This window comes from Steroidobacter cummioxidans, assembly GCF_003104955.1.
In genome coordinates this window covers 1-21,032 of record NZ_LSRW01000087.1, presented here as the reverse complement: position 1 = coordinate 21,032, position 21,032 = coordinate 1, and the positions used below count along the sequence as shown (strand labels likewise).

Annotated in this window: 24 protein-coding genes; 15 read left to right on the top strand and 9 right to left on the bottom strand. The window is 62.6% G+C overall.

Features of this window, described 5'->3' with window-relative positions; genetic code table 11:
* Positions 1–196 precede the first annotated feature (196 nt).
* Positions 197–682 carry a hypothetical protein gene (locus D0550_RS30245; protein ID WP_116812918.1) on the top strand — a complete coding sequence of 162 codons (486 nt, stop codon included), beginning with the start codon at positions 197–199 and terminating at the stop codon, positions 680–682.
* A gap of 61 nt (positions 683–743) precedes the next feature.
* Here the strand turns inward: D0550_RS30245 and D0550_RS30240 are convergent, their stop codons facing one another.
* Complete coding sequence (locus D0550_RS30240; protein WP_116812948.1) at positions 744–1,331, bottom strand: YceI family protein; 588 nt, start codon at positions 1,329–1,331, stop codon at positions 744–746.
* Positions 1,332–1,377: 46 nt separating this feature from the next.
* Positions 1,378–1,755, bottom strand: a complete 378-nt coding sequence (locus tag D0550_RS30235) for a translation initiation factor Sui1 (protein WP_116812917.1) — start codon at positions 1,753–1,755, stop codon at positions 1,378–1,380.
* A gap of 161 nt (positions 1,756–1,916) precedes the next feature.
* Between D0550_RS30235 and D0550_RS30230 the strand changes: the two genes are divergently transcribed.
* Positions 1,917–2,279 carry a putative quinol monooxygenase gene (locus tag D0550_RS30230; RefSeq protein WP_414717358.1) on the top strand — a complete coding sequence of 121 codons (363 nt, stop codon included), beginning with the start codon at positions 1,917–1,919 and terminating at the stop codon, positions 2,277–2,279.
* 13 nt (positions 2,280–2,292) lie between these two features.
* Here the strand turns inward: D0550_RS30230 and D0550_RS30225 are convergent, their stop codons facing one another.
* The 4 genes from D0550_RS30225 to D0550_RS30210 form a co-directional block, all read right to left on the bottom strand.
* A complete protein-coding gene (locus tag D0550_RS30225) occupies positions 2,293–3,903 on the bottom strand; it encodes an amidohydrolase family protein (RefSeq protein WP_206606629.1) in 1,611 nt (536 codons plus the stop codon).
* A gap of 52 nt (positions 3,904–3,955) precedes the next feature.
* A complete protein-coding gene (locus tag D0550_RS30220) occupies positions 3,956–5,176 on the bottom strand; it encodes a serine hydrolase domain-containing protein (protein ID WP_116812916.1) in 1,221 nt (406 codons plus the stop codon).
* 12 nt (positions 5,177–5,188) lie between these two features.
* Positions 5,189–6,490 (bottom strand): MFS transporter, encoded by a 1,302-nt coding sequence (locus tag D0550_RS30215; RefSeq protein ID WP_116812915.1) that lies wholly within the window; start codon positions 6,488–6,490, stop codon positions 5,189–5,191.
* 164 nt (positions 6,491–6,654) lie between these two features.
* Positions 6,655–6,903, bottom strand: a complete 249-nt coding sequence (locus tag D0550_RS30210) for a hypothetical protein (RefSeq protein WP_116812914.1) — start codon at positions 6,901–6,903, stop codon at positions 6,655–6,657.
* 78 nt (positions 6,904–6,981) lie between these two features.
* On the opposite strand from D0550_RS30210, the gene D0550_RS30205 reads away from it, so the two are divergent.
* From D0550_RS30205 to D0550_RS30195, 3 genes are read left to right on the top strand one after another with little or no spacing between them, the layout of a single operon-like run.
* Positions 6,982–7,560, top strand: coding sequence for a hypothetical protein (locus D0550_RS30205; RefSeq protein ID WP_153067422.1), 579 nt, complete (start codon positions 6,982–6,984; stop codon positions 7,558–7,560).
* Between the two features lie 23 nt (positions 7,561–7,583).
* On the top strand, positions 7,584–8,183 hold the full coding sequence (locus D0550_RS30200) for a fused MFS/spermidine synthase (RefSeq protein WP_116812912.1): 600 nt from the start codon (positions 7,584–7,586) through the stop codon (positions 8,181–8,183).
* Complete coding sequence (locus tag D0550_RS30195) at positions 8,173–9,072, top strand: spermidine synthase (RefSeq protein ID WP_116812911.1); 900 nt, start codon at positions 8,173–8,175, stop codon at positions 9,070–9,072. The genes D0550_RS30200 and D0550_RS30195 overlap by 11 nt, the downstream gene beginning before the upstream one ends.
* 23 nt (positions 9,073–9,095) lie before the next feature.
* Here the strand turns inward: D0550_RS30195 and D0550_RS30190 are convergent, their stop codons facing one another.
* Positions 9,096–9,362 (bottom strand): hypothetical protein, encoded by a 267-nt coding sequence (locus tag D0550_RS30190; protein WP_116812910.1) that lies wholly within the window; start codon positions 9,360–9,362, stop codon positions 9,096–9,098.
* A 9-nt stretch (positions 9,363–9,371) separates the two neighbouring features.
* Positions 9,372–9,680: an ElaB/YgaM/YqjD family protein gene (locus D0550_RS30185; RefSeq protein ID WP_116812909.1), complete on the bottom strand. Its 309-nt coding sequence runs from the start codon at positions 9,678–9,680 to the stop codon at positions 9,372–9,374.
* Between the two features lie 231 nt (positions 9,681–9,911).
* Here D0550_RS30185 and D0550_RS30180 point away from each other — a divergent pair, with 231 nt between their 5' ends.
* Positions 9,912–10,904, top strand: a complete 993-nt coding sequence (locus D0550_RS30180; protein ID WP_116812908.1) for a ParB N-terminal domain-containing protein — start codon at positions 9,912–9,914, stop codon at positions 10,902–10,904.
* A gap of 3 nt (positions 10,905–10,907) precedes the next feature.
* On the opposite strand, the gene D0550_RS30175 is transcribed toward D0550_RS30180, so the two are convergent.
* Positions 10,908–11,672, bottom strand: coding sequence for a hypothetical protein (locus D0550_RS30175; protein ID WP_116812907.1), 765 nt, complete (start codon positions 11,670–11,672; stop codon positions 10,908–10,910).
* Positions 11,673–11,944: 272 nt separating this feature from the next.
* Here D0550_RS30175 and accA point away from each other — a divergent pair, with 272 nt between their 5' ends.
* The 9 genes from accA (at position 11,945) to truD (ending at position 20,926) form a co-directional block, all read left to right on the top strand.
* Positions 11,945–12,907: an acetyl-CoA carboxylase carboxyl transferase subunit alpha gene (gene accA / locus D0550_RS30170; RefSeq protein WP_116812945.1), complete on the top strand. Its 963-nt coding sequence runs from the start codon at positions 11,945–11,947 to the stop codon at positions 12,905–12,907.
* A 14-nt stretch (positions 12,908–12,921) separates the two neighbouring features.
* Positions 12,922–14,292 carry a tRNA lysidine(34) synthetase TilS gene (gene tilS, locus D0550_RS30165; protein ID WP_153067421.1) on the top strand — a complete coding sequence of 457 codons (1,371 nt, stop codon included), beginning with the start codon at positions 12,922–12,924 and terminating at the stop codon, positions 14,290–14,292.
* A gap of 155 nt (positions 14,293–14,447) precedes the next feature.
* The gene (locus D0550_RS30160) at positions 14,448–16,109 is read left to right on the top strand and encodes a CTP synthase (RefSeq protein WP_116812905.1); all 1,662 of its coding nucleotides are present in this window, start codon (positions 14,448–14,450) and stop codon (positions 16,107–16,109) included.
* 16 nt (positions 16,110–16,125) lie between these two features.
* Entirely contained in the window at positions 16,126–16,959 is an 834-nt protein-coding gene (kdsA, locus tag D0550_RS30155; RefSeq protein ID WP_116812904.1) for a 3-deoxy-8-phosphooctulonate synthase, read from the top strand.
* The gene (eno, locus tag D0550_RS30150) at positions 16,956–18,248 is read left to right on the top strand and encodes a phosphopyruvate hydratase (protein WP_116812903.1); all 1,293 of its coding nucleotides are present in this window, start codon (positions 16,956–16,958) and stop codon (positions 18,246–18,248) included. The genes kdsA and eno overlap by 4 nt, the downstream gene beginning before the upstream one ends.
* 7 nt (positions 18,249–18,255) lie before the next feature.
* On the top strand, positions 18,256–18,651 hold the full coding sequence (gene ftsB, locus D0550_RS30145; RefSeq protein ID WP_116812902.1) for a cell division protein FtsB: 396 nt from the start codon (positions 18,256–18,258) through the stop codon (positions 18,649–18,651).
* A 36-nt stretch (positions 18,652–18,687) separates the two neighbouring features.
* Positions 18,688–19,389: a 2-C-methyl-D-erythritol 4-phosphate cytidylyltransferase gene (ispD, locus tag D0550_RS30140; RefSeq protein ID WP_116812944.1), complete on the top strand. Its 702-nt coding sequence runs from the start codon at positions 18,688–18,690 to the stop codon at positions 19,387–19,389.
* The gene (gene ispF, locus D0550_RS30135; RefSeq protein ID WP_116812901.1) at positions 19,386–19,877 is read left to right on the top strand and encodes a 2-C-methyl-D-erythritol 2,4-cyclodiphosphate synthase; all 492 of its coding nucleotides are present in this window, start codon (positions 19,386–19,388) and stop codon (positions 19,875–19,877) included. The genes ispD and ispF overlap by 4 nt, the downstream gene beginning before the upstream one ends.
* Positions 19,878–19,936: 59 nt before the next feature.
* Positions 19,937–20,926 carry a tRNA pseudouridine(13) synthase TruD gene (truD, locus tag D0550_RS30130; RefSeq protein WP_206606627.1) on the top strand — a complete coding sequence of 330 codons (990 nt, stop codon included), beginning with the start codon at positions 19,937–19,939 and terminating at the stop codon, positions 20,924–20,926.
* Positions 20,927–21,032 lie beyond the last annotated feature (106 nt).

The following is a 21,032-nucleotide window of genomic DNA, read 5'->3' as shown; positions in this document are numbered from 1 at the left end:
AATACTGACACCGGTGGCATGGACATCCATCCATGACTCGCCCTGCGAAATACGCACAATCAGCGGCTGTTCGTTCCAGGCGGGACGAAGGCAAGCGGGCTTTGTGGCGACCGAGTTATGACAATCAATGACAGCCATCGAGCGTCGCGCAGCGGATCTGACTTGAAGCGTTTTCGGGTGTCGATAGGGAGCCGACATGTTTTTTTCATCTTCCGGGGCCAATCCGGAGCGCACGTTGCGGTATTGGTTGATCGTCGCGGCCATCCTGGCCTTTCCGCAGGCGTCCAACGCGTGTAATTGTCAACCGGCCCCGAAGGTCGATCCGGCCCAGGTGAGGAAATCGGTCGAGTGGCTGCTGAAGAACCGGAGCAACGTGTTGCGAGTCCGCGTGCTCCGGCGCGCGAGCGAAAAAGACTTCGCGTTCGAGTTTGCCGTGATCGAGTCCTGGAAGGGCAGCTACCAGCCCGGCGACGCGATCGTCGCTACCTCGATCGCGTTCGTCGATTGCCGCGAGGCGCTCGCGATCGGCGACGACCTGGTGGTCAGCTTCAATGAGCTCGGCATGGCGAACTTCGCCAAGGAAGCCTGTCCCGATCGTTTTCAGGAGGAGCGTCGCGAGCTCGAAGCGGAGTATTTGAGAAAGCTGTCGGCCAAGTATCGCTCGGCCGGTGCGGCAGGTTGACGTTTACTGAGCGCCGCGCGCGGCGAGGTGAGTCGCCACGCGCGGTATCGGTGCAACAGGCTCAGTCGGCCTTGACGGCCTCGATCTGGATCTGCAGCTCGACTTCCTGCTTGAAGCCATACGCCTTGCCGTAATCCACGCCGAAGTCGTCGCGCTTGATCTGGGCGCTGGCGTCGGCGCCGCAGGTTTCTTTCTTGTTCATCGGGTTCGGCTTGCACAGGAAGCTGTTGATCTTCAGCTTCACCGGCTTGGTCACGCCGTGCAGTGTGAGGTTGCCGTCGACTTCGGTCGGGGCGCCGTTCTTGAAATTGACCAGCTTGCCCGTGTAGGTCGCCTCGGGGAACTTGGCAACGTCGAAGATCTCATCGTTCTTGGCGTGAGCGTTCATCTTCTCGTGGCCGAAGTCGATGGTCGACATGTCCATCTTCACATCGACGGTACCGGTCTTGGCCGCAGTGTCGAGCGTGACGGTGCCCGAGCTGCTATTGATCTTGCCGCGCCACTTGGACAGGCCGCCCATGTGATCGGCGCTGAAGCTCGGGTAGGTGTGATTCGGATCAATGTCGTATTTGACCGGAGCGGCGCTCGCGGCACCCGCAGTCAGCGCGGCGGCTGCGACTGCCAGGGCGAGCAGGGACGATGATTTCATGCAGGTCTCCATTGATGCTGCCGACCGGCAGCGGTTGAGTCGATTGCTAGCCGCCCGCGCGCTTGGCTTTGAAGCCCCGCTGCGTCAGCTCCTGAACCAGTTTGTCGCGATGATCGCCCTGGATCTCGATACGGCCGTTGTCGACGGCGCCGCCCGAGCCGCACTTCTTTTTCAGCTCGGTGGCGAGCGCTGCGAGTTGCTCCGCTGGCAGGCCGAGGCCGGAGATCACGGTGACGCCTTTGCCTTTGCGGCCGGCGGTTTCACGGCTGACACGCACGACACCATCGCTGCTGGTCTTGCCGGGCGTACCTTTTTTGCAGACACATTCGCGCACCGGGCGCTGGCAATTGGGACAGCGCTCGCCGATGCCGGTGGAGTAAACGATGCCGCCGCCATCCGACGGCGCCTTGCGCGTCGAAGTCATGGGGCGATGAGGAGGACGGTTTTCATGCCCGAAAGTGTTGCGGCTTTCAGGGACTGGTGCAACAGCGACAGGAAGCTCAACCCAGGTAAGATCCCCGCATAAGACTTATGCCACGGAGGAATGAAATGGCGCTCGGGCGACGAGAATTCACTGTGGCCATGATGGCAACCGTCGGCGGCTGCGCGCTGCCGACGGCGGACGACAAACCTCGGACTGGAGCACGACCCATGCACGGATTGATTGGCAAGATGATCGCGACACCGGGCCAGCGCGAAGCGTTGATCGCGGTGCTGCTCGAGGGCATCAAGGAGATGCCCGGGTGTCTGAGCTACATCGTGGCGCGCGATGTGAAGGACGCCGACGCGATCTGGATCACCGAGGTTTGGGACAGCAAGGAGAGTCACGCAGCCTCACTGAAACTGCCCTCAGTGCAAGCGGCCATCGCCAAGGGCAAACCCTTGATCGCGGGCTTCGGCGACTATGTGACGACCGAGCCGGTCGGCGGCGACGGTATCCCAAAGTAAAGTAACGAGGCGGTCACGGCTGCGCGAGCTGGTTGACCCCGCGCTCGCGCTTTTCTTCGCTGACCATGTTGCGCACATCGTTCAACAAGCGTCGGGCGTCATACACGATGCCGTCCTTGATCGTGTACTTCACGCCGCCTACGCGACGGGTGCGTCCGTCATCGCCGAGTCGCACGTGGCCGGTGCCATACATCACTTTGAAGTTGGCGACGGGGTTCTCATCGAGCACGGCGAGGTCGGCGAGCTTGCCCGGTTCGATCGAGCCGATGCGCTCGGCTGCGCCGAGCGCCTGAGCGCCGTTGAGCGTCGCCGAGCGGAGCACTTCCAGCGGATGGAAGCCGGCTTCGCGCAGCAGCTCCAGCTCCTGAATCGTGCCGAAACCATACAACTGATAGATGAAGCCCGAGTCCGATCCGACCGTGACGCGGCCGCCTCGATTCTTGAAATCGTTCACGAACGCCATCCACGGGCGGTAGTTGTCGCGCCAGGCGACTTCGTCCTCGGTGCCCCAGTCGAAGAAGAAGCTGCCGTGATTGTCACGATTCGGCGTGTAGAAGTCCCACAGCTGCGGCAGGGTGTACTGCTCGTGCCAGTCGGCACGCCGGGCGCGCATCAGATCGCGTGATGCGAGATAGATCGTGAAGGTTGGATCGATGGTGAAGTCCAGCGCCAGCAGTTCCTTCATCACGGCTTCGTATTTTTCGCTGCCGGGCTGCGCGGCCTGACGCCACAAGCGGCCGGCCTGCGCGAAGCGGTCCTGCTCGTTGAAGTAGTTGTAGGCGGGCGGATAGTTCTGCACGGTGCGGTCATCGAACAGCGCTTCGGGCAGACCGTACCAATGTTCCATCGTGGTGAGTCCCCAACGCGCGGTCGTCAGCGCGTTGACCCGACTTACATCCATTTGCGCATGATGGCAGGCGCTGCGCATGCCTTGTTTCTTCAGCTCATCGAAGATCGCCTGCAGCACGTCGGGCCGGTAGCCGAAACATTTCATGCCCACGGCGCCCTTGGCCTTCATGTCGCGCACCCACTTGCGACCCTCTTCGGGCGTGGTCAGCGGCTTTTCCGGCGTCAGGAACGCGTACGGAAAAATGCGCGGCGCGGTGATCTCGTTGCGCTCGCTTCGGCGCGTCTCACTGACGCACCATTCGATGCCGTTGCCGCAGCCGGGATCGCGGATGGTCGTGATGCCGTGGCCCATCCAGAGTTTGTATACATACTCGGCGGGCACGCCTTGTTCCTTGCCGCCGATGTGCCCATGCATGTCGACCAGGCCGGGCAGGACGTAGTGATTGCGCAGATCGATCTCTCGGCCGTTCGGTTTCAGCTTTGGCCGATTCGGCGGTTCCTTGCTGCCGCCCGGTGCGCCGACCGGAAACACATCCACGATGCGATTGCCTTCGATGACGATATCGGCCGGGCCGAACGCCGGTGCGCCGGTGCCGTTGATGACGATCGCGCTACGCAGGATGAGCTGCGAGTAGGGGCCGTCACCTTCCTTGCGTGCCGGCGCAGGGAGCACCGAAACATCGCTTTCGGCCGCGAGGCCCGCGGCGGTCTGCAGAAACAGGCCGATTGAGATCGTTGCCCAGACCAGGGTACGGGCCATCGCTTGGAGTCGCATGCGTCGTTCTTCTCTCTGCCGCGAAGCGCGCATCATGCCGCATCCAGCGGCCTCATGTGAACGCCGAATACACCAATGTGCGCAGCTCGCGACGCAAGTTGTAAATCGTCGAGGGGATCAGCTGCGTCATGAAGATCACGATCAGCTGTTCGCGCGGGTCGATCCAGAAGTAGGTGCTCGCCATGCCGCCCCACGAGTAATCGCCCTGGCTGCCGGGAATGAGCGTGCGCGCCGGGTCGGTCGTGACCGCGAAGCCGAGCCCGAAGCCGACACCCGAATAACCCGCCTCGCTGAACAAGGAGACGGAGAGGTCCGGCAGCTCTTTGCCGCCGGGCAGGTGATTGGCGGTCATGAGCTCGATGGTCTTCGGGCTGAGCAGGCGGACGCCGTCCAGCACGCCGCCGTTCAACAGCATGCAACAGAAACGCAGATAGTCGGCCGCCGTCGATACCAGGCCACCGCCTCCGGAGATGAATGCCGGCACGCGCAGGTAGTTGCTGGTCTGTGGATCGTCTTGCAGTTGCATCCGGCCATTGGGTCCGAGCATGTAACAGGCCGCGAGCCGCGACGCTTTCGCTGCGGGCACATGAAAATCCGTGTCCACCATGCCGAGCGGACTCAGGATCCGCTGCTGCAGAAATTCTTCGAACGGCACGCCGGAGAGCTTGCCCACCAGATACCCGAGCACGTCGGTGGAGACGGAGTAATTCCACAGATCGCCGGGCGAGGCTTCCAGCGGAATCTTCGCGAGACCTTCGATCATTCCCTCCAGCGTGCAGCTGCCGGCGGGATTGCCGAAGCCGAATTTGCGATACGCGGCGTCGACGTTGGTTCGTTGCTGCAGGCCATAGGTCAGGCCCGAGGTGTGGCGAAGCAGATCGATGATGCGCATCGGCGCTTTCGTGGGCCGCGTGCGGAACGTTTCGAGAAAGCCGCCTTCGTACACGCCCAGGTTGCGCCACTGAGGAATGTATCGATGCACCGGATCATCCAGCGCGATCAGTCCTTCCTCGACCAGCATCATCAGCGCGACGCTGGTGATGGGCTTGGTCATGGAATAAATGCGGAACAACGTGTCCTGCTGCAAGGGTCGCGCGCGCTCCAGATCCATCTGTCCTTGCACGCTGCAATGAGCAAGCTGACCGCGACGCTCGATGAGCGTCATCGTGCCGGGCAGGCGCCCCGTGTCTACGTAGCGCTGTTGCAGGAAACGATCGAGATACTGCAAGCGGCTACTGGAGAGGCCGACAGCTTCGGGGGCTTCAGGTGACATGCGAGGTCCTTGTTAGAGGCGCGACTCGCGCTGCGGGTCGCGCATGAATATGTAGACGAGCAGCGAACAGAACACGCAGGCGGTCACGTACCAATAGAACAGTTCTTCGTGGCCAATGTTCTTGAATGCCAGCGCGATCATTTCCGCGGTGCCGCCGAACAGCGAGACCGTGATCGCATAGGGCAGGCCCACGCCCAGGGCGCGGATCTCCACAGGAAACAATTCAGCTTTCACTACGGCGCTGATGGAACTGTACAGCGACGAAATCGTCAGCGCGATGAATATCAGGAAGAATGCGGTCCAGGCATCGTGCGCCTGTGACAAAGCCGACAACAGCGGTACCGTCCCGAACAGCGCCAGCACGCCGAACACGATCAGCATCGGCCGCCGGCCGTAGCGATCGGAGAGGGCGCCCATCAACGGCTGCAGCAACATGAAAATGAACAGATTCGCGGTCGACACCAGCGTCGATTCGCCCTTGCTCAGTCCGACCGTGTTGACCAGGAACTTCTGCATGTACGTGGTGAACGTGTAGAAGAACAGGGTGCCGCCCATGGTCAGCCCGATGACGATCAGCACTTCGCGCGGATGTCGCAGCAGCAGGCTCAATTGACCCGCCTCGGGTGCCGCGGACTTGTTCTTGAACGCCTCGGTCTCGACCAGATTCCGGCGCAGATACAGCGCGGCCACGGCAGCGAGGGCGCCGAGGACGAACGGAATGCGCCAGCCCCAGGATTCCAGCTGCTGCGCATCGAGCACGAAGAACTGCAACACCATCAGCACGCCGAGCGCCAGCAGCTGGCCCATGATCAACGTGACGTACAGGATGCCTGAATAGAAACCGCGGCTGCCTCGCGTCGCGATCTCGCTCATGTAGGTCGCGCTGGTGCCGTATTCGCCGCCGACGCTGAAGCCTTGAAGCAAGCGCGCGACCAGCAGCAGGGCGGGCGCGGCGGCACCGATGGTCTGGTAGGTCGGAGTGAGCGCGATGATCAACGATCCCAGGCACATCAGCATGACCGACAGGGTCAGCGCGGCTTTGCGGCCATGGCGGTCCGCATAGCGGCCCAACACCCAGCCGCCGATCGGGCGCATCAGAAAGCCCACGGCGAAAATCGCCGCGGTGTTCAGCAACTGCAGAGTGTCATTGCTCTTCGGAAAAAAGCTGGGCGCGAAGTAGATCGCGAACGCGGCATAGGTGTACCAGTCGTACCACTCGATCAGATTGCCGACCGAGCCGCCGAAAATAGCGCGGAGGCGTTGTCTGGCAGTGGTGGTGGCCTCGGGTGCTGCGGTCCCTGCGCTATCGTTCACTGGGTGGAGTTGTTAGTGGGCCCGCGGCGATGGTGAACGAAGCCACTGCCAAAGGAAAGCGCCCATAAAAGGAAGCGGTGGACAACCCGGAATGTGCTCCCGGATCGTCACACCGCTTCGAAATTCACGGCCGCCAGGCCGACGGAGTCATACCCATCCGTCGTCTAATGCGCTGGTCGTGAATTTCGCGACGAATCCTCCTCGCCACTCAACTCCTCGGGATCGTGGTCCTTGGCACGTTGCTTGGCCTGCTGCTCGGCGCGGCGAATCTCCTGTTCCTCGCTCGGCGATACGTTGCCGGCGTTCTCGATCTCCTTTTTGCCGCGCTCGGACTCGACGAATTCCTTGGTCGCCTTGCGATAGTTGCGATCGGCAGTCTTGTTGCCTTCGCCTTCGTTTCGCGTTGTGCCCATGAGTTCTTCCTCCGGTGCGTCGAGCTACTGCCAGCTAAAACGTCCGTCTGTCACCGAGGTTCCGGGCACGAGAGGCGGATGACGAGGTATGCTCTCAGGGTGTACTGGATACTAGCTACAATTTTCATCCTGGTGGCGCTGGCTGTGCCGCGCCTCCGGCCCGTTGGTATCGTGGGTTGCGTCGTGCTCGGTGCGATGCTGACCTGGGCTGTGGTTCAACGCTTACGGGCACCTGCGGACGACGCTCAGCCCACCGTTCAACAGCGCGGGCGTCCCACGTCGCCGGCGGCGGCGCTGCAGGTCATCGCGCCGGATCAGGTGCACGTGGCTGACATGAAGATGTCGGGCGGCGGCGCGCCGTTCGAGTTGCGAGGCCGGATCGAGAACACCTCGGACGTGCAGTTGAAGTCGGTCACGCTGCTGGTGACGCGACTGGATTGTTTCGAAGGCGCGCTGGATCCGACCGGTTGTATCGTGCTGTGGCAGGACCGGCACTGGATTCCGATCGCCATTCCGCCGGGAGCAACGCGGGATTTCTCCAGCTCGGTGTGGATGCGAGGTACCGCGCCGGGCGTGCGAGGCACGCTCAAGGACTCATTTGAAGTCGTGGGCGCGTCGGGTGAGAGCCCGCCGCCCGATACCAAAGCGGATCGTTGATCTGTTCGCGAAGACAGGCGGGTATGCAGCTGACATTGAGCTACTTGATTGCCGGCTGGTCCGGATTTTTCGTCATGGCGGTGGAGTTGCTCGGTGGGCGCCTGCTCGCGCCGACCTTCGGCAGCAGCATCTATGTGTGGGGCGCCATCATCACGGTGTTCATGCTGGCGCTGTCCATCGGTTATCTCGCCGGCGGTCGCCTGTCGATGAACGCGCCGAGCGTGCGCAAGCTCGGGCTCATTCTGATCGTCGCAGCGCTGACGGTGTTGCCGCTGTTGCTATTTGCCGAGTCGCTGCTGGATTCGGTCGCCGAGGCCATTCCCGATCCGCGCTTCGGCTCGCTGGTGGGCGCCACCGTGCTGTTCTTCATTCCCACCGTGTTCTCCGGGATGATCTCGCCGTATGCGGTGCGTCTGATCGTGCCGGACCGCACCAGCTCCGGCCGTCATGCCGGTCAGCTGTATTTCGTGTCGACTTTTGGCAGCGCCGCCGGCACGCTGCTGACTTCTTTCTATCTGGTGCTGATCCTGGAAGTGAATCACATCCTGATCGCGCTGATGACGATTTCAGGCCTCATAGGTGGGGCCGCTTGTCTGGTACGCGGAGAAGCGAATGCGCAGTAGTTGGCGGGCATTGTTATCGTTGGCTGCGGCCTTGTTCCTGTCCGGTCCGGCGAGCGCCGACAATATGAAGTTATTGCACTCCGAGCGCTCACTGTATCGTGAAGTGCTCGTCTATGAGACGGGCGGCGTGCGCTGTATCTGCTTCACGCGCTTCTGCCGCATCGGCCGGCAGACCTGTCAGGACGTGCAGCATCCCGACCGCATCGTCATGAACTACCCGCAGATGATGCTGGGCTCGCTGTTCGTGAAGCCCGAGCCGAAATCGGTGCTGATCATCGGGCTGGGCGGCGGCACGATTCCGCGCGCGCTGCATGAGCTGGTGCCGCAGGCGCGCATCGACGTGGTCGAGATCGATCCCGCGGTCGTCAAGGTGGCGCGTCGCTATTTCGATCTGGGCGACAACAGCGCGCTGAACGTGATCGAAGCGGACGGCCGGGTGCAGGTGAAGAAGGCGCTGCGTGAGCGCAAGAGCTACGACCTCATCATGCTCGATGCGTTCGATCACGAGTACATTCCCGAACACCTGTTGACGCAGGAATTTCTGAAGGAAGTGCGAGCGCTGCTGGCGCCCGACGGCGTGCTCGCGGCCAACACGTTCTCATCCAGCCGCCTGTACGATCACGAGTCGACCACTTACGCGTCGGTGTTTCCGGAGTTCTTCAATCTGAAACGGGACAACCGCGTGATCATCGCGGCCAATGGGCCGCTGCCGGACGCGCGACAACTGCAGGCTAACAGTGAGCGCTTCGAGCAAGCGTTCGATTCATTCGGTATCAGCGCGAGCAAGCTGTTGCCGCTGTTCTCACGCAAGCAGGACTGGCAGCGCAATGCCCGGGTGCTGACCGATCAGTACTCGCCGGCGAACCTGCTCAATCTCGGGAAGAACTGAGCAGGCTCACCGGCGCACGCGGCTCAATTGATCGAGCCGCGAATCCGCTCCAGCTCCTGGATGGCGAGCACTACGTCCTGCAACTGCGGACGCTCGCCGCCGGCCATGTTCTCATCCTGAGCGACCGATAACAGCTCGGCGTCCTTTTTCCACGACTCGAGAATGCGCAGCTTCTCGTCGGCGTCGAGCTGATCGTCTCTGACCACATCCATGGGGCTGCGATAGTCTTTCGACGGATCGCTGATGGCCTCGCAAACCTTGGCCTCGTGCGCGCTGGGTGTCTGGCTCATGGTATGTCCTCAGTCGCGACGCGCGAGAAAGCCTACGACCAGAGCAACGCCAGCGACCGCGCCGATGATGCCCCACGTGTGATCGCGCACATATGCGTCCGTATTGCGGGCATATCTGCGGACGCGGCGTTGCATCCGGCGGTCGTATAGATGATCGAAAGCTTGCCGCACGGTTTTCTGAGTGCGGGCGCGCGCCTCTTGAACGCGGTCGTTGGTAATATCGGCGGTGGCGCGCAGCAATTCCTCTGCGTCACGGGCGACGCTCTGCAAATCCTTGCGCAGATGCCGGATTGGGGATTCAAAAGCGCCGTTGCGCATTGGTGGGCCTCCTGAGGAACATCGGGTGTCGGGTGGACTTCAGGCAAGCTGTCCGCCCCGTCCGCAAAAACAACGCGATGAATTGCAGGCGGGTTCCACGTAGGATTTGTGATGGACAGGATGTCCGAATGCAGGGCGGGCACATGGATGTGCTGAGCCTGCTGGTGGCAGGAGCTGGCCGACGCAGCAACTGCGTATGAGAATCCGTATGCATACTTGCACGGAGGGGTCATGGCTACGAAAAGCAAAACAACCGCGAAGCGTAAGCGAGCGCCCGCCAAGCGTAAGACACCGAAAAAAGCAGCTCCGCGCACACGCGGCGTCATGCCTGCCGAATGTCGTCTGGACAACCTGCCGCCGGAGGCTGCGGATGTAGCCGAGCGCATCGAGCAAGAGGGCGGCTTTGTCATCGGCAGCTATTGCGAGCCGCTCGGCCGCAATCCGTTGTTGCTCGCGGCGCTGCCCATCGATCAGGTCGAGCCGACGCCGTTTCAGCGCGATCTGTCCGATGCGCATTACAAGAAACTCTCCGGGGTCATCGATCGCACCGGTTTGTTTCTGGATCCGGTGATTGCCATCACCGCGCCGAAGGACGGCTTCTGGACTCCGAACGGCCGGCACCGGCTCGAGGCGATGCGCCGGCTCGGCGCCAAGTCCATCATCGCGCTGGTCGTGCCCAAACGTGAGATCGCGTGGCAGATCCTCGCGCTGAATACCGAGAAGGCGCACAACCTGCGCGAGCGCGCGCTGGAAGTCATTCGTATCTATAAAGGTCTGATCGAAGAGGATCCGCGTCGGCCGGAAAGCGATTTCGCGTTTTATCTGGAAGAGGCGGCGCTGGTGACCTTGGGCTTGTGCTACGAGCGCAAAGGTAACTTCGCCGGCGGCGCCTATCATCCGATTCTGCGCCGGCTCGAAGAGTTCTCCTCGGAGTCGTTGCAGACATCGCTGAAGGTTCATCAGAAGTATGCCGACCAGCTGTTCGAGCTGGACGAGAAGGTGTTGAAGGTCGTCGAGAAGTTGAAGGAGCGCGGCCTGGTCAGTCCGTACCTGCGTGCGTTCGTGGTCGCTCGTATCAATCCGTTGCGCTGGATCAAGGATGAGCCGCCGCCGTTGCCGGAAGTCCTGAAGACGATGAAAGAGCGCCTTGCGAAATTCAACGTCGACAAGGTGAATCAGCAGGATCTGGCCAAGGCGGGCGGCGCGCCGGATACCGAGTCGTAATCGCTACGGATCGGGAACGAACATGCCATTCGGAAACGGATTGGGATCGTCTCTATCTGCGTAGCGGCGCGAGTCCAGGATCACGCCGCGCGCGACCAGATTCTTGCGCGAGTCGTAATAGATCACGATGGTCTCGGCCGGCTGGTGCGATGCGCGTTGAAAGTCCACGTATTCGGCTAGCGATGTCTCGCGATGACCGTGGCCCGTGCCGAGGTCCTGCGAACGGCGCGCTAGAGATTCATCGGCGGCTGGCGCCTCCGCGCGCTGCGGCGGGATCTGACAGCAGGGCCGCCGCTCTCGAAACACGGCCACTCCAATGACACCCACGTTCTCCGCACGACCGGTCCGCGCCGCGTACGAATCCGGCAGTCGCGTGAAGTAAAAGGTCGCGACCTCATTCAGGCTCTTGCGCCAACCGCCGATGCTCAGGCCGTCCCAGGGATCGAGCACATAGCCGGATTGCCGTTGATCCGCATTCTTGCCGTTGATGACGTTCACGCCATCGACGCTGGTCACCGCCAGCAGCCGCTCGCTGGTCCGGTTGCCGAGCCGCACCCCATATTGGTGGCCCGGCTCGCCGACCACGTACAGGCGGTTGTCATGGACGTGCACCGGCAGGGTAAAGCCGGCGGTTCGATCGAAGATTTCGACGCGAGCCAGCTGGTGGACATACGCCGGGGCGCGATCCCGGCCGGCCAGCGCCGGCCCGGGCATCGACAGCTGAACCAGGGCGGCGACTATCGCGACGGACGGCAGGGGCAGGCGCATATCAGCTCCGCGGTTGAGGTGGCTGATTGCTGTAAACGGTGCGATTGGTGCAGTAGGGTCAAGCAGTTCGGCGCCCGAACGGCGGGCAGGGCGGCCATTCAGGCAGCGGGGGGCGGCCGCGCCCGGCTCTGTGCCGGTCCTGCGCATCCCTGCGCTCCCGGCATTCGGGCATCCTGCCCAGCATGCCTGTTCAAGGGGTCCGGGCCCCGTGCTTGCCCTTCGCGCTGGCCCCCGCTATGTTCGCGCCTCCGCAGGATGAGGCAACTGTTTGCATGGCAATGAATTTCCTGGACTTCGAGCAGCCGATCGCCGAATTGGAGGCGAAGATCGACGAGCTCAAGTTCGTCTCCAGCGACGCCGAGGTGAATATCGGCGAGGAGATTGCACGTCTGCGCGCCAAGAGCCGGGCGCTGACCACCAGCATCTTCTCCAACCTCAGCCAATGGCAGATTGCGCAGCTGGCCCGTCATCCGCAGCGCCCGTATACGCTGGATTACATCAGCTCGATTTTCACCGATTTCCAGGAACTGCACGGCGATCGCATGTATGCCGACGATCACGCCATCGTCGGCGGCGTGGCGCGGCTGGACGGCCGGCCGATCATGGTGATCGGTCAGCAAAAGGGCCGCGACACCAAGGAGCGCGTGCGTCGTAACTACGGCATGCCCAAGCCCGAGGGTTATCGCAAGGCGCTGCGCCTGATGAAGATGGCTGAACGCTTTCAGGTGCCCTTGATTACCTTTATCGATACCTCGGGTGCCTATCCCGGCGTCGGCGCCGAAGAGCGCGGCCAAAGCGAAGCCATCGCCCGCAACCTGTTCGAGATGGCGACCCTGCAAACCCCCGTCATCGCCGTCGTGATCGGCGAGGGTGGCTCGGGTGGCGCACTGGCCATCGGCGTCAGCGATCGTCTGCTGATGCTCCAATACAGCATCTACTCGGTGATTTCGCCGGAAGGCTGCGCCGGCATCCTGTGGCGTAGCGCCGATAAGAAAGATCTCGCGGCCGAGGCCATGGGCGTGAGCGCCGAGCGCATCGCCAAGCTGCCCGGCGTCGTCGACGAAGTTTTGAAAGAGCCTCTGGGCGGCGCACATCGCGATCCGCAGCTCATGGCCGATACGTTGAAGGACGCACTGCTGCGTCACCTCAACGATCTGCAGGCCAAGCCGCTGGAGCAGTTGATGAAGGTGCGTGAACAGCGCCTGCGCAGCTACGGAGTCTATAGCGTCGGCTGACGGTGTCGTGGCTCATGTTCTCTCCACGTGAGCTGCAAAATCGCCTGCAAGGCAAGGCCGGGGGCAGGGTGTTGCTGCCGCCGGATGCGGCCGTTTGCGTTGCCTTCAGCGGCGGGCTCGATTCCACGGTGTTGTTGCATGCGTTCGCTCGTCTCGCGGCCGAGCCGAACAGCTATCGCGTGCGCGCCGTTCATATCGATCATGGATTGCACGCAGACTCGACGCTCTGGCGCGAGCACTGCGAACGTCAGGCGCAGGCGTTGCACGTTGAATTCACGGCCATGCGCGTCGATGTGACGGGCATCGACGAAATTGGTGTCGAAGCCGCGGCACGTGACGCTCGCTACGATGCTTTCGCCCAGGAGCTGCGTCCGGGCGAATATCTCTTGGTCGGCCATCACGCCGACGATCAGTTGGAAACCATGCTGCTCGCATTGATGCGAGGTGCCGGTGTGTTGGGGCTGGGCGCGATGCAAGTGTTCGAGCCTTTCGCGCGCGGCGCATTGCTTCGACCGCTCTGGGATTTCACGCGCGCCGAGCTGGAGATGTGGGCGAGGGCGCAAGGGTTGCAGTGGCTCACCGATCCTTCCAACACGAATCTGGCGCTCGACCGCAACTTTGTCCGTCATCGCATCGTCGCAGCGCTGCGCGAGCGTTGGCCGGCGGCCGCGCAAACAGCGTTGCGTTCCTCGCAACACTTACAGGAAGCGTGGCGAGCGCTGGAGCAGCTGGCGGCCATCGACGCCGAGCAAGCCATCGAGGGTGAGCGTCTGAGTGTCGCGGCCTTGCGTGCGCTCAATCCGGAACGCCGCCGGAATTTGTTGCGATATTGGATTCGTCGTCGTGGCGCTCGCGCGCCTTCGACGCGCAAGCTCGCAGGCATCGAACACGACATGCTCGCGGCGAGCCTGGATCGCGTGCCCTGCGTGGGCTGGGACGGCTGGGAGATGCGTCGCCATCGCGGTTGGCTGTATTGCGAGCAAAAATTGCCGGCGCTGGATACAAAGCAGGTGCTGGAGTGGCCCACCCACGCGCCGCTGCAATTGCCCGCGGGCCTGGGCGCGTTACGTATCTCTCCTGGAGAGCCGGGACGCCTCAGCGCTGCTAAGCTGCCTGCAACGTTGACAGTGCGATTTCGCGGCGGCGGTGAGACGCTGCAGCCGGTGGGTCACGCGATTCACCACAAGCTCAAGAAGCTGCTGCAGGCCTCAGCGATCCTGCCGTGGTGGCGCGAGCGCCTGCCGCTCGTTTATGCCGGCAAGCAGCTGGTCGCTGTCGGCGATTTGTGGATTGCTGCCGAGTTCGCGGCTCGCGACCACGAGCCCGCTGTGTCGATCCGGTGGGAGTCGCGCCCGACGATCGTTGGCCGACACCCCAACGCATAGACGATTTCTATCCGTTCTCGTCTATCCGCGCGCACCGTATTGAGATAGACTGCGCTCCCGTCGTGATTCATTGATGCGCCACCTTCGCCCACTTTTGATGGGAGCGCGTCACGATCCAGATCCCACTCCCTTCTTGTTTGCGACGGTGCTTTACGATGACGCGTTTTATCTGTGTAACCGGCGGTGTAGTTTCCTCGCTGGGCAAAGGCATTGCCGCGGCTTCCCTGGGCGCCATTCTCGAATCGCGCGGCCTCAAGGTCAGCATGGTGAAGCTGGATCCGTACATCAACGTCGATCCGGGCACCATGAGCCCGTTCCAGCACGGCGAAGTGTTCGTGACCACCGACGGCTACGAGAGCGATCTCGACCTCGGCCATTACGAGCGCTTCGTGCGCACCACGACTTCACGTAATTCGAACTTCACGACCGGGCGCATCTACGAGCGCGTGATCGCGAAGGAGCGTCGCGGCGACTACCTGGGCGCGACGGTGCAGGTCATCCCGCACATCACCGACGAGATCAAGCATTGCATCCGCATGGGTGCCGGCGACGCCGACATCTGCATGGTGGAGATCGGCGGCACGGTCGGCGACATCGAGTCGCTGCCGTTCCTCGAGGCGATCCGTCAGCTGGGCGTGGAGCTGGGCCGCAACAACGTGCTCTACATGCACCTGACGCTGATCCCGTACATCCCGAGCTCGGGCGAGATCAAGACCAAGCCGACGCAGCACTCGGTGAAGGAGCTGCGCTCCATCGGCATTCAGCCGGACATCCTGGTGTGCCGCTCGCAGAACGCGCTGCCGGCCGAGCATCGCCGCAAGATCGCGCTGTTCACGAACGTGGAAGAGCGCGCCGTCATCACGGCGGTGGACGCCGACGATCTGTACAAGATTCCGCAGCTGCTGCACGAAGAGGGCCTGGACGACATCGTGGTCGACAAGCTGCGCCTGGATGTGCCGCCGGCCGATCTGAGCGAGTGGAAGCAGGTCGTGAACGCCAAGGCGAACCCGGAGGCGAAGGTCACGATCGCGATGGTCGGCAAGTACGTCAATCTGCGCGACTCCTACATCTCGCTCTCTGAAGCGCTCACGCATGCCGGCGTGCGCACTCGTACGCGCGTGAACATTCAGTTCGTCGAAGCGACCGACGTGGAGAAGCACGGCACCGGCTGCCTCGAAGGCGTCGACGCCATTCTGGTGCCGGGCGGCTTCGGCGAGCGCGGCGTCGACGGCAAGATGCAGGCGATCAAGTTCGCGCGCGAGCGCCAGATTCCGTACCTCGGCATCTGCTTGGGCATGCAGCTGGCCATCATCGAGTTCGCGCGCAACATCGCCGGACTGCAGGGCGCGCATTCGACAGAATTCAACCGCGCCTCGCCGCACCCGGTCGTTGCACTCATCACCGAGTGGCAGGACGAGAAGGGCAACGTCGAGCAGCGCACCGAGAAGTCGGACATGGGCGGCACCATGCGCCTGGGCGCTCAGGAAGCGCGTCTGTCGCACGGCTCGAAGGCGCATCAGATCTATGGCTCGGACACGGTGATGGAGCGTCATCGCCATCGTTACGAGTTCAACAATCGTTATCTGCAGAAGCTGATGAACGCAGGCCTGCGGTTCTCCGGCTTCTCGCGCGACGGCCTGGTGGAAATGATCGAGCTGCCGTCGCATCCGTTCTTCGTGGCGAGCCAGTTCCATCCGGAATTCCGCTCCACGCCGCGTGATGGACATCCGCTGTTCTCCGGCTTCGTGAAGGCGGCGCGCGCTTATCACCAGAGTCAGCAGCCTGAAGCCAAGCGCGTTGCGGTCGGCGGCGCCTGAGAAGGATTTGAAGACGATGCGATTGCTGAATTTCGACGTCGGGCCCGATAAGCCGTTCTTTTTGATCGCGGGCCCCTGCGTCATCGAGAGCGAAGCACTGAACATCGACGTCGCCGGTCGGCTCAAGGAGCTGACGGCGCGGTTGAACGTGCCGTTCATCTTCAAGTCGTCGTTCGACAAGGCCAACCGTTCCTCCGTCAAAAGCTTCCGCGGCCCCGGCATGGAAGAGGGGCTGCGCATCCTGTCCGAAGTGAAGAAACAGATCGGCGTGCCGGTGCTCACCGACGTTCACGAGGACACACCGTTTGCGGAAGTCGCCGAAGTCGTCGATGTGATGCAAACGCCGGCGTTCCTGGCCCGCCAGACCAATTTCATCGTCAACGTCTGTTCTCACAATCGACCCGTGAACATCAAGAAGGGCCAGTTCCTGTCGCCCTGGGAAATGGGCAACGTGGTCGAGAAGGCTCGCTCCACCGGCAATCAGCAGATCATGGTGTGCGAGCGCGGCTTCACGTTCGGATACAACAATCTGGTCTCTGACATGCGCTCGCTGGCAGTGATGCGCGAGACCGGCGCACCGGTCGTGTTCGATGCGACTCACTCGGTGCAGTTGCCCGGCGGTAAAGGCACATCGTCCGGCGGTCAGCGCGAGTTCGTGCCTGTGCTGGCACGCGCGGCGGTCGCCGCCGGCGTCTCCGGATTGTTCATGGAGACGCATCCCGATCCCGCCAAGGCGTTATCCGATGGCCCGAATGCCTGGCCGCTGGCGCGCATGGAAGCGTTGCTGACGACACTGAAAGAATTAGACCAAGCCGTGAAGTCACGGCCATACGAGGAAAGTTTGTTATGAGCAAGATCGTCGACATCCGCGGCCGCGAAATCATCGATTCGCGCGGCAATCCGACCGTGGAAGCCGATGTATATCTGGATTCCGGCGCGGTGGGTCGCGCTGCAGTCCCGTCCGGTGCTTCGACCGGTGCGCGTGAAGCCATCGAGCTGCGCGATGGCGATAAATCGCGCTATCTCGGTAAGGGCGTGCTCAAGGCGGTTGCCAACGTCAACGGCGAGATCAAGAAGCTGCTGGTGGGCCGCGATGCCGGCGACCAAGCCGCGATCGACCAGGCCATGATCCAGCTCGACGGCACCGAGACCAAGTCGCGTCTCGGCGCGAATGCGCTGTTGGCGGTCTCGATGGCCAACGCGCACGCGATGGCGAAAGAAACCAAACAATCCCTGTTCCGCCGCCTGGGCAGCTCCAAGACGCTGCCGGTGCCGATGATGAACATCATCAACGGCGGCGCGCATGCCGACAACAGCGTCGACATCCAGGAATTCATGATTCTCCCGGTCGGCGCGCCGTCGCTGTCGGAAGCGCTGCGCTACGGCGCGGAAATCTTCCACACGCTGAAGAAGGTGTTGCACGAGCGGAAGCTCGCGACGTCGGTGGGTGACGAAGGCGGCTTCGCGCCGGACCTGCCGTCGAACGAAGCGGCGCTCGAGACCATTCTCGAAGCCATCGATCGCGCCGGCTACAAGGCCGGCAAGCAGATCTTCCTCGGCCTGGACGTGGCCAGCACCGAGTTCTTCAAGGACGGCATCTATCACCTCGAATCGGAGAACCGTAAGTTCACTTCGGCGCAGTTCGCCGATTACCTCGAGGGCCTGGTGGGTCGCTATCCGATCGTGACCATCGAAGACGGCATGAGCGAGGACGATTGGGACGGCTGGGCGCACCTGACGCAGCGCCTCGGCAAGAAGGTGCAGCTGGTCGGCGACGATCTGTTCGTCACCAACACCAAGTTCCTGAAGCAGGGCATCGAGAAGCACATCGCCAACGCCATCCTGATCAAGGTGAACCAGATCGGCACGCTGACCGAGACCGTGGCCGCCATCGACATGGCGGTGGACGCGGGTTATGCGGCGGTGGTGTCGCATCGCTCGGGCGAGACCGAAGACGCGACCATCGCCGATATCGCCGTCGCGACGCGCGCCACGCAGATCAAGACGGGCTCGATGTCACGTTCGGATCGCATCGCCAAGTACAACCAGCTGCTGCGCATCGAGCAGGAGCTGGGCAGCGAGGCGAAGTATGCTGGCGTTGAGGCACTGCCGGTGCCGCTGCCTGGTATCTCTTGCTGATCAAAGCATGAAATTCCTCGCCGCCGGCCTGGTCATTGTCCTGGTGCTGCTGCAGTACCGGCTGTGGCTGGGCGACGGCGGCATGCGTGAAGTCCATGGGTTGCGCGCCCAGATCGAGGCTCAGCGCGAGCAGAACCGCGAGCTGAAGGAGCGCAATCGCACGCTGGGGGCGGAAGTGCAGGACCTGAAGAAGGGCACTGTCGCCATCGAGGAGCGGGCACGCACCGATCTCGGCATGGTCGGCCGGGGCGAGACTTTCTACCAAGTGGTCACGCCCAAGCCGGTCGTCCAGCCGGTGCCGGCCCCGCCGAGCGAGTCGGACGAGGCGGAGAGCGGTGGCGGTAGCTCATTCGGCAACAGCCCTGCCAGCGTCATTCGGGCTCGCGCGCCGAATAAAGACTAGCGTCCGCCCGTAGCGCGGATGTCTGAGGTTCCTTTGGTGGAAAACAGGTTTTGGGTCGTCGTGCCTGCGGCTGGCAGTGCCCGCCGTATGGGCGCCGCTGTGCCCAAGCAATACCTGCCGCTCGCCGGCCGCACTGTGATTGAGTGGTCGCTGGCGCCGTTTCTGGCGCACGCACGCACCGCGGGTATCGTCGTGGTGCTGTCGGCGGACGATCGGCGCTGGCCGCAGACTGCGCTCGCGGGGGACGCGAAGGTGGTTACCACAAGCGGTGGCGCGGAGCGCATGGACTCGGTGCTCGCGGGGTTGCGAGCGTTGCAGGATCGCGCTGCGCCAGAGGATTGGGTGCTGGTCCACGACGCTGCCAGACCCTGCTTGTCAGCCACCGATCTGGATCGTTTGCTGACTGAATTGAACGACGATGCGGTGGGTGGATTGCTCGCCGCGCCGGTCGTGGATACGTTGAAGCGCGCCGCTGACGGCGGGCGCGTCTCGCAAACCGTGCCCAGAGAAAATCTCTGGCGCGCACTCACCCCGCAAATGTTTCGTCGTGACCTCTTGCAGCGCGCCTTGGACGGAGTGCTGGCACGAGGTATCGCCGTCACCGACGAGGCGCAGGCGGTCGAGGCGCTTGGGTTGCAACCCAAGCTGGTCGCGGGCGACGCGGACAATATCAAAGTCACGTTGCCTGAAGATCTGCCTCGTGCCGAGCGCATTTTGCAATCACGGAGCGCCCCATGACTTCCCCACTTCGTATCGGGCAGGGATACGACGTCCATGCATTCACCACCGGCGATCACGTGACGCTCGGCGGGGAAAAGATTCCACACACGCACGGCATCCTCGCGCATTCGGACGGTGACGTGTTGTTGCATGCGATCTGCGATGCATTGCTCGGTGCCGCCGGGCTCGGCGATATCGGCATGCACTTTCCAGATACGGATGCGCGCTGGAAGGGCGCCGACAGTCGCGCGTTCCTGCGTCACGTGCGAGACCTGCTCAAGGTCAGCGACTACGTGATCGTGAACGTCGACACCACAGTTATTTGCGAAGCACCGCGGCTCGGCAAATATCGCGAGGCGATGCGCGCGAACATCGCGGCCGACCTCGGTATCAACATCACCCGCGTGAACATCAAAGCCACGACCAGCGAGAAAATGGGCTTCATCGGCCGCGCCGAAGGTCTCGCTTGTCAGGCCATTGCACTGATCGAGCACATTTCTGGATGAATTTCGTCGACCTCATGACTCTGCCGTGCGCTCACGGTGGACCGGCGGGGAGTGCCCGCTTGCGTGCCTTGCCTGAAGATTTCGTCGTGCGCGAATGGCTCGGTTTCGACGCGGACGGCGAGGGCGATCATTTACTGTTGAAGGTGCGTAAGCGCGGCGCGAACACCATGTGGGTGGCAAAGCAGCTGGCGCGAATTGGCAAGATACATCCGCGCGATGTGGGCTTCGCGGGTCTGAAAGATCGCGATGCCGTCGCCGAGCAGGCGTTTACCGTCCCGGGTCGCTCCGCCGTGCCCAATTGGCTCGGTGTTACCGGCGATGGCTTCGAAGTCATCAGTGCCGCGCGCACGCGCCGCAAGTTGAAGCGAGGCGCGTTGAAGGGCAATGATTTCGAGATCGTCTTGCGTGAGTTCTCCGGCGACACGACGCTGCTGGAGCAGCGGCTACAAACACTGTCGACGGCAGGCGCACCGAATTATTTCGGACCGCAGCGCTTCGGCCACAATGGCTCGAATGTCAGCACTGCGATTGCATGGTTCGAAGGTGGTCCCGCGCCGGAGCGAATGGATCGCGGCTTCGCGTTATCCGCTGCGCGGTCGGTGATTTTCAATGCGGTGCTCGCCGAGCGAGTCAACGCAGGCAGTTGGAATCAACTGCTCGACGGCGATGTCGTGAATCTCAACGGCAGCGGTAGTTTCTTCCTTGCGGAGACCATCGACGACACACTGCGTGATCGCTGCCAGCAGCTCGATGTGCATCCCACCGGGCCGATGTGGCACGGCGATGCACTACTCTCGAAGGGCGCGACTGCGACGCTGGAGACCGAGGCTGCTCAGCGATACGCGGTGCTCGCAGCGGGGTTGTCCAAGGCCAGGCTGGAACCCGAACGTCGGCCGTTGCGCGTGCCGGTGCGAGAATTGAAGTGGCGCATCGAGGGCGCCGACGTGCATCTGCAGTTTCGTCTGCAGCGCGGCTCGTTCGCGACGGCCGTGCTGCACGAGCTGATCAGCAACGCATTTCAGGCCGAGACCCCCGAAGCCGATGTCTGATTGGTCACTTCACTCGCAGCAGCACGTAGACGGCGCCACTGCCGCCGTCCACCTGTCGAGCCGAGCCGAAGGCCTGGATCTGTCTCTTATACACATCTGACGCTGC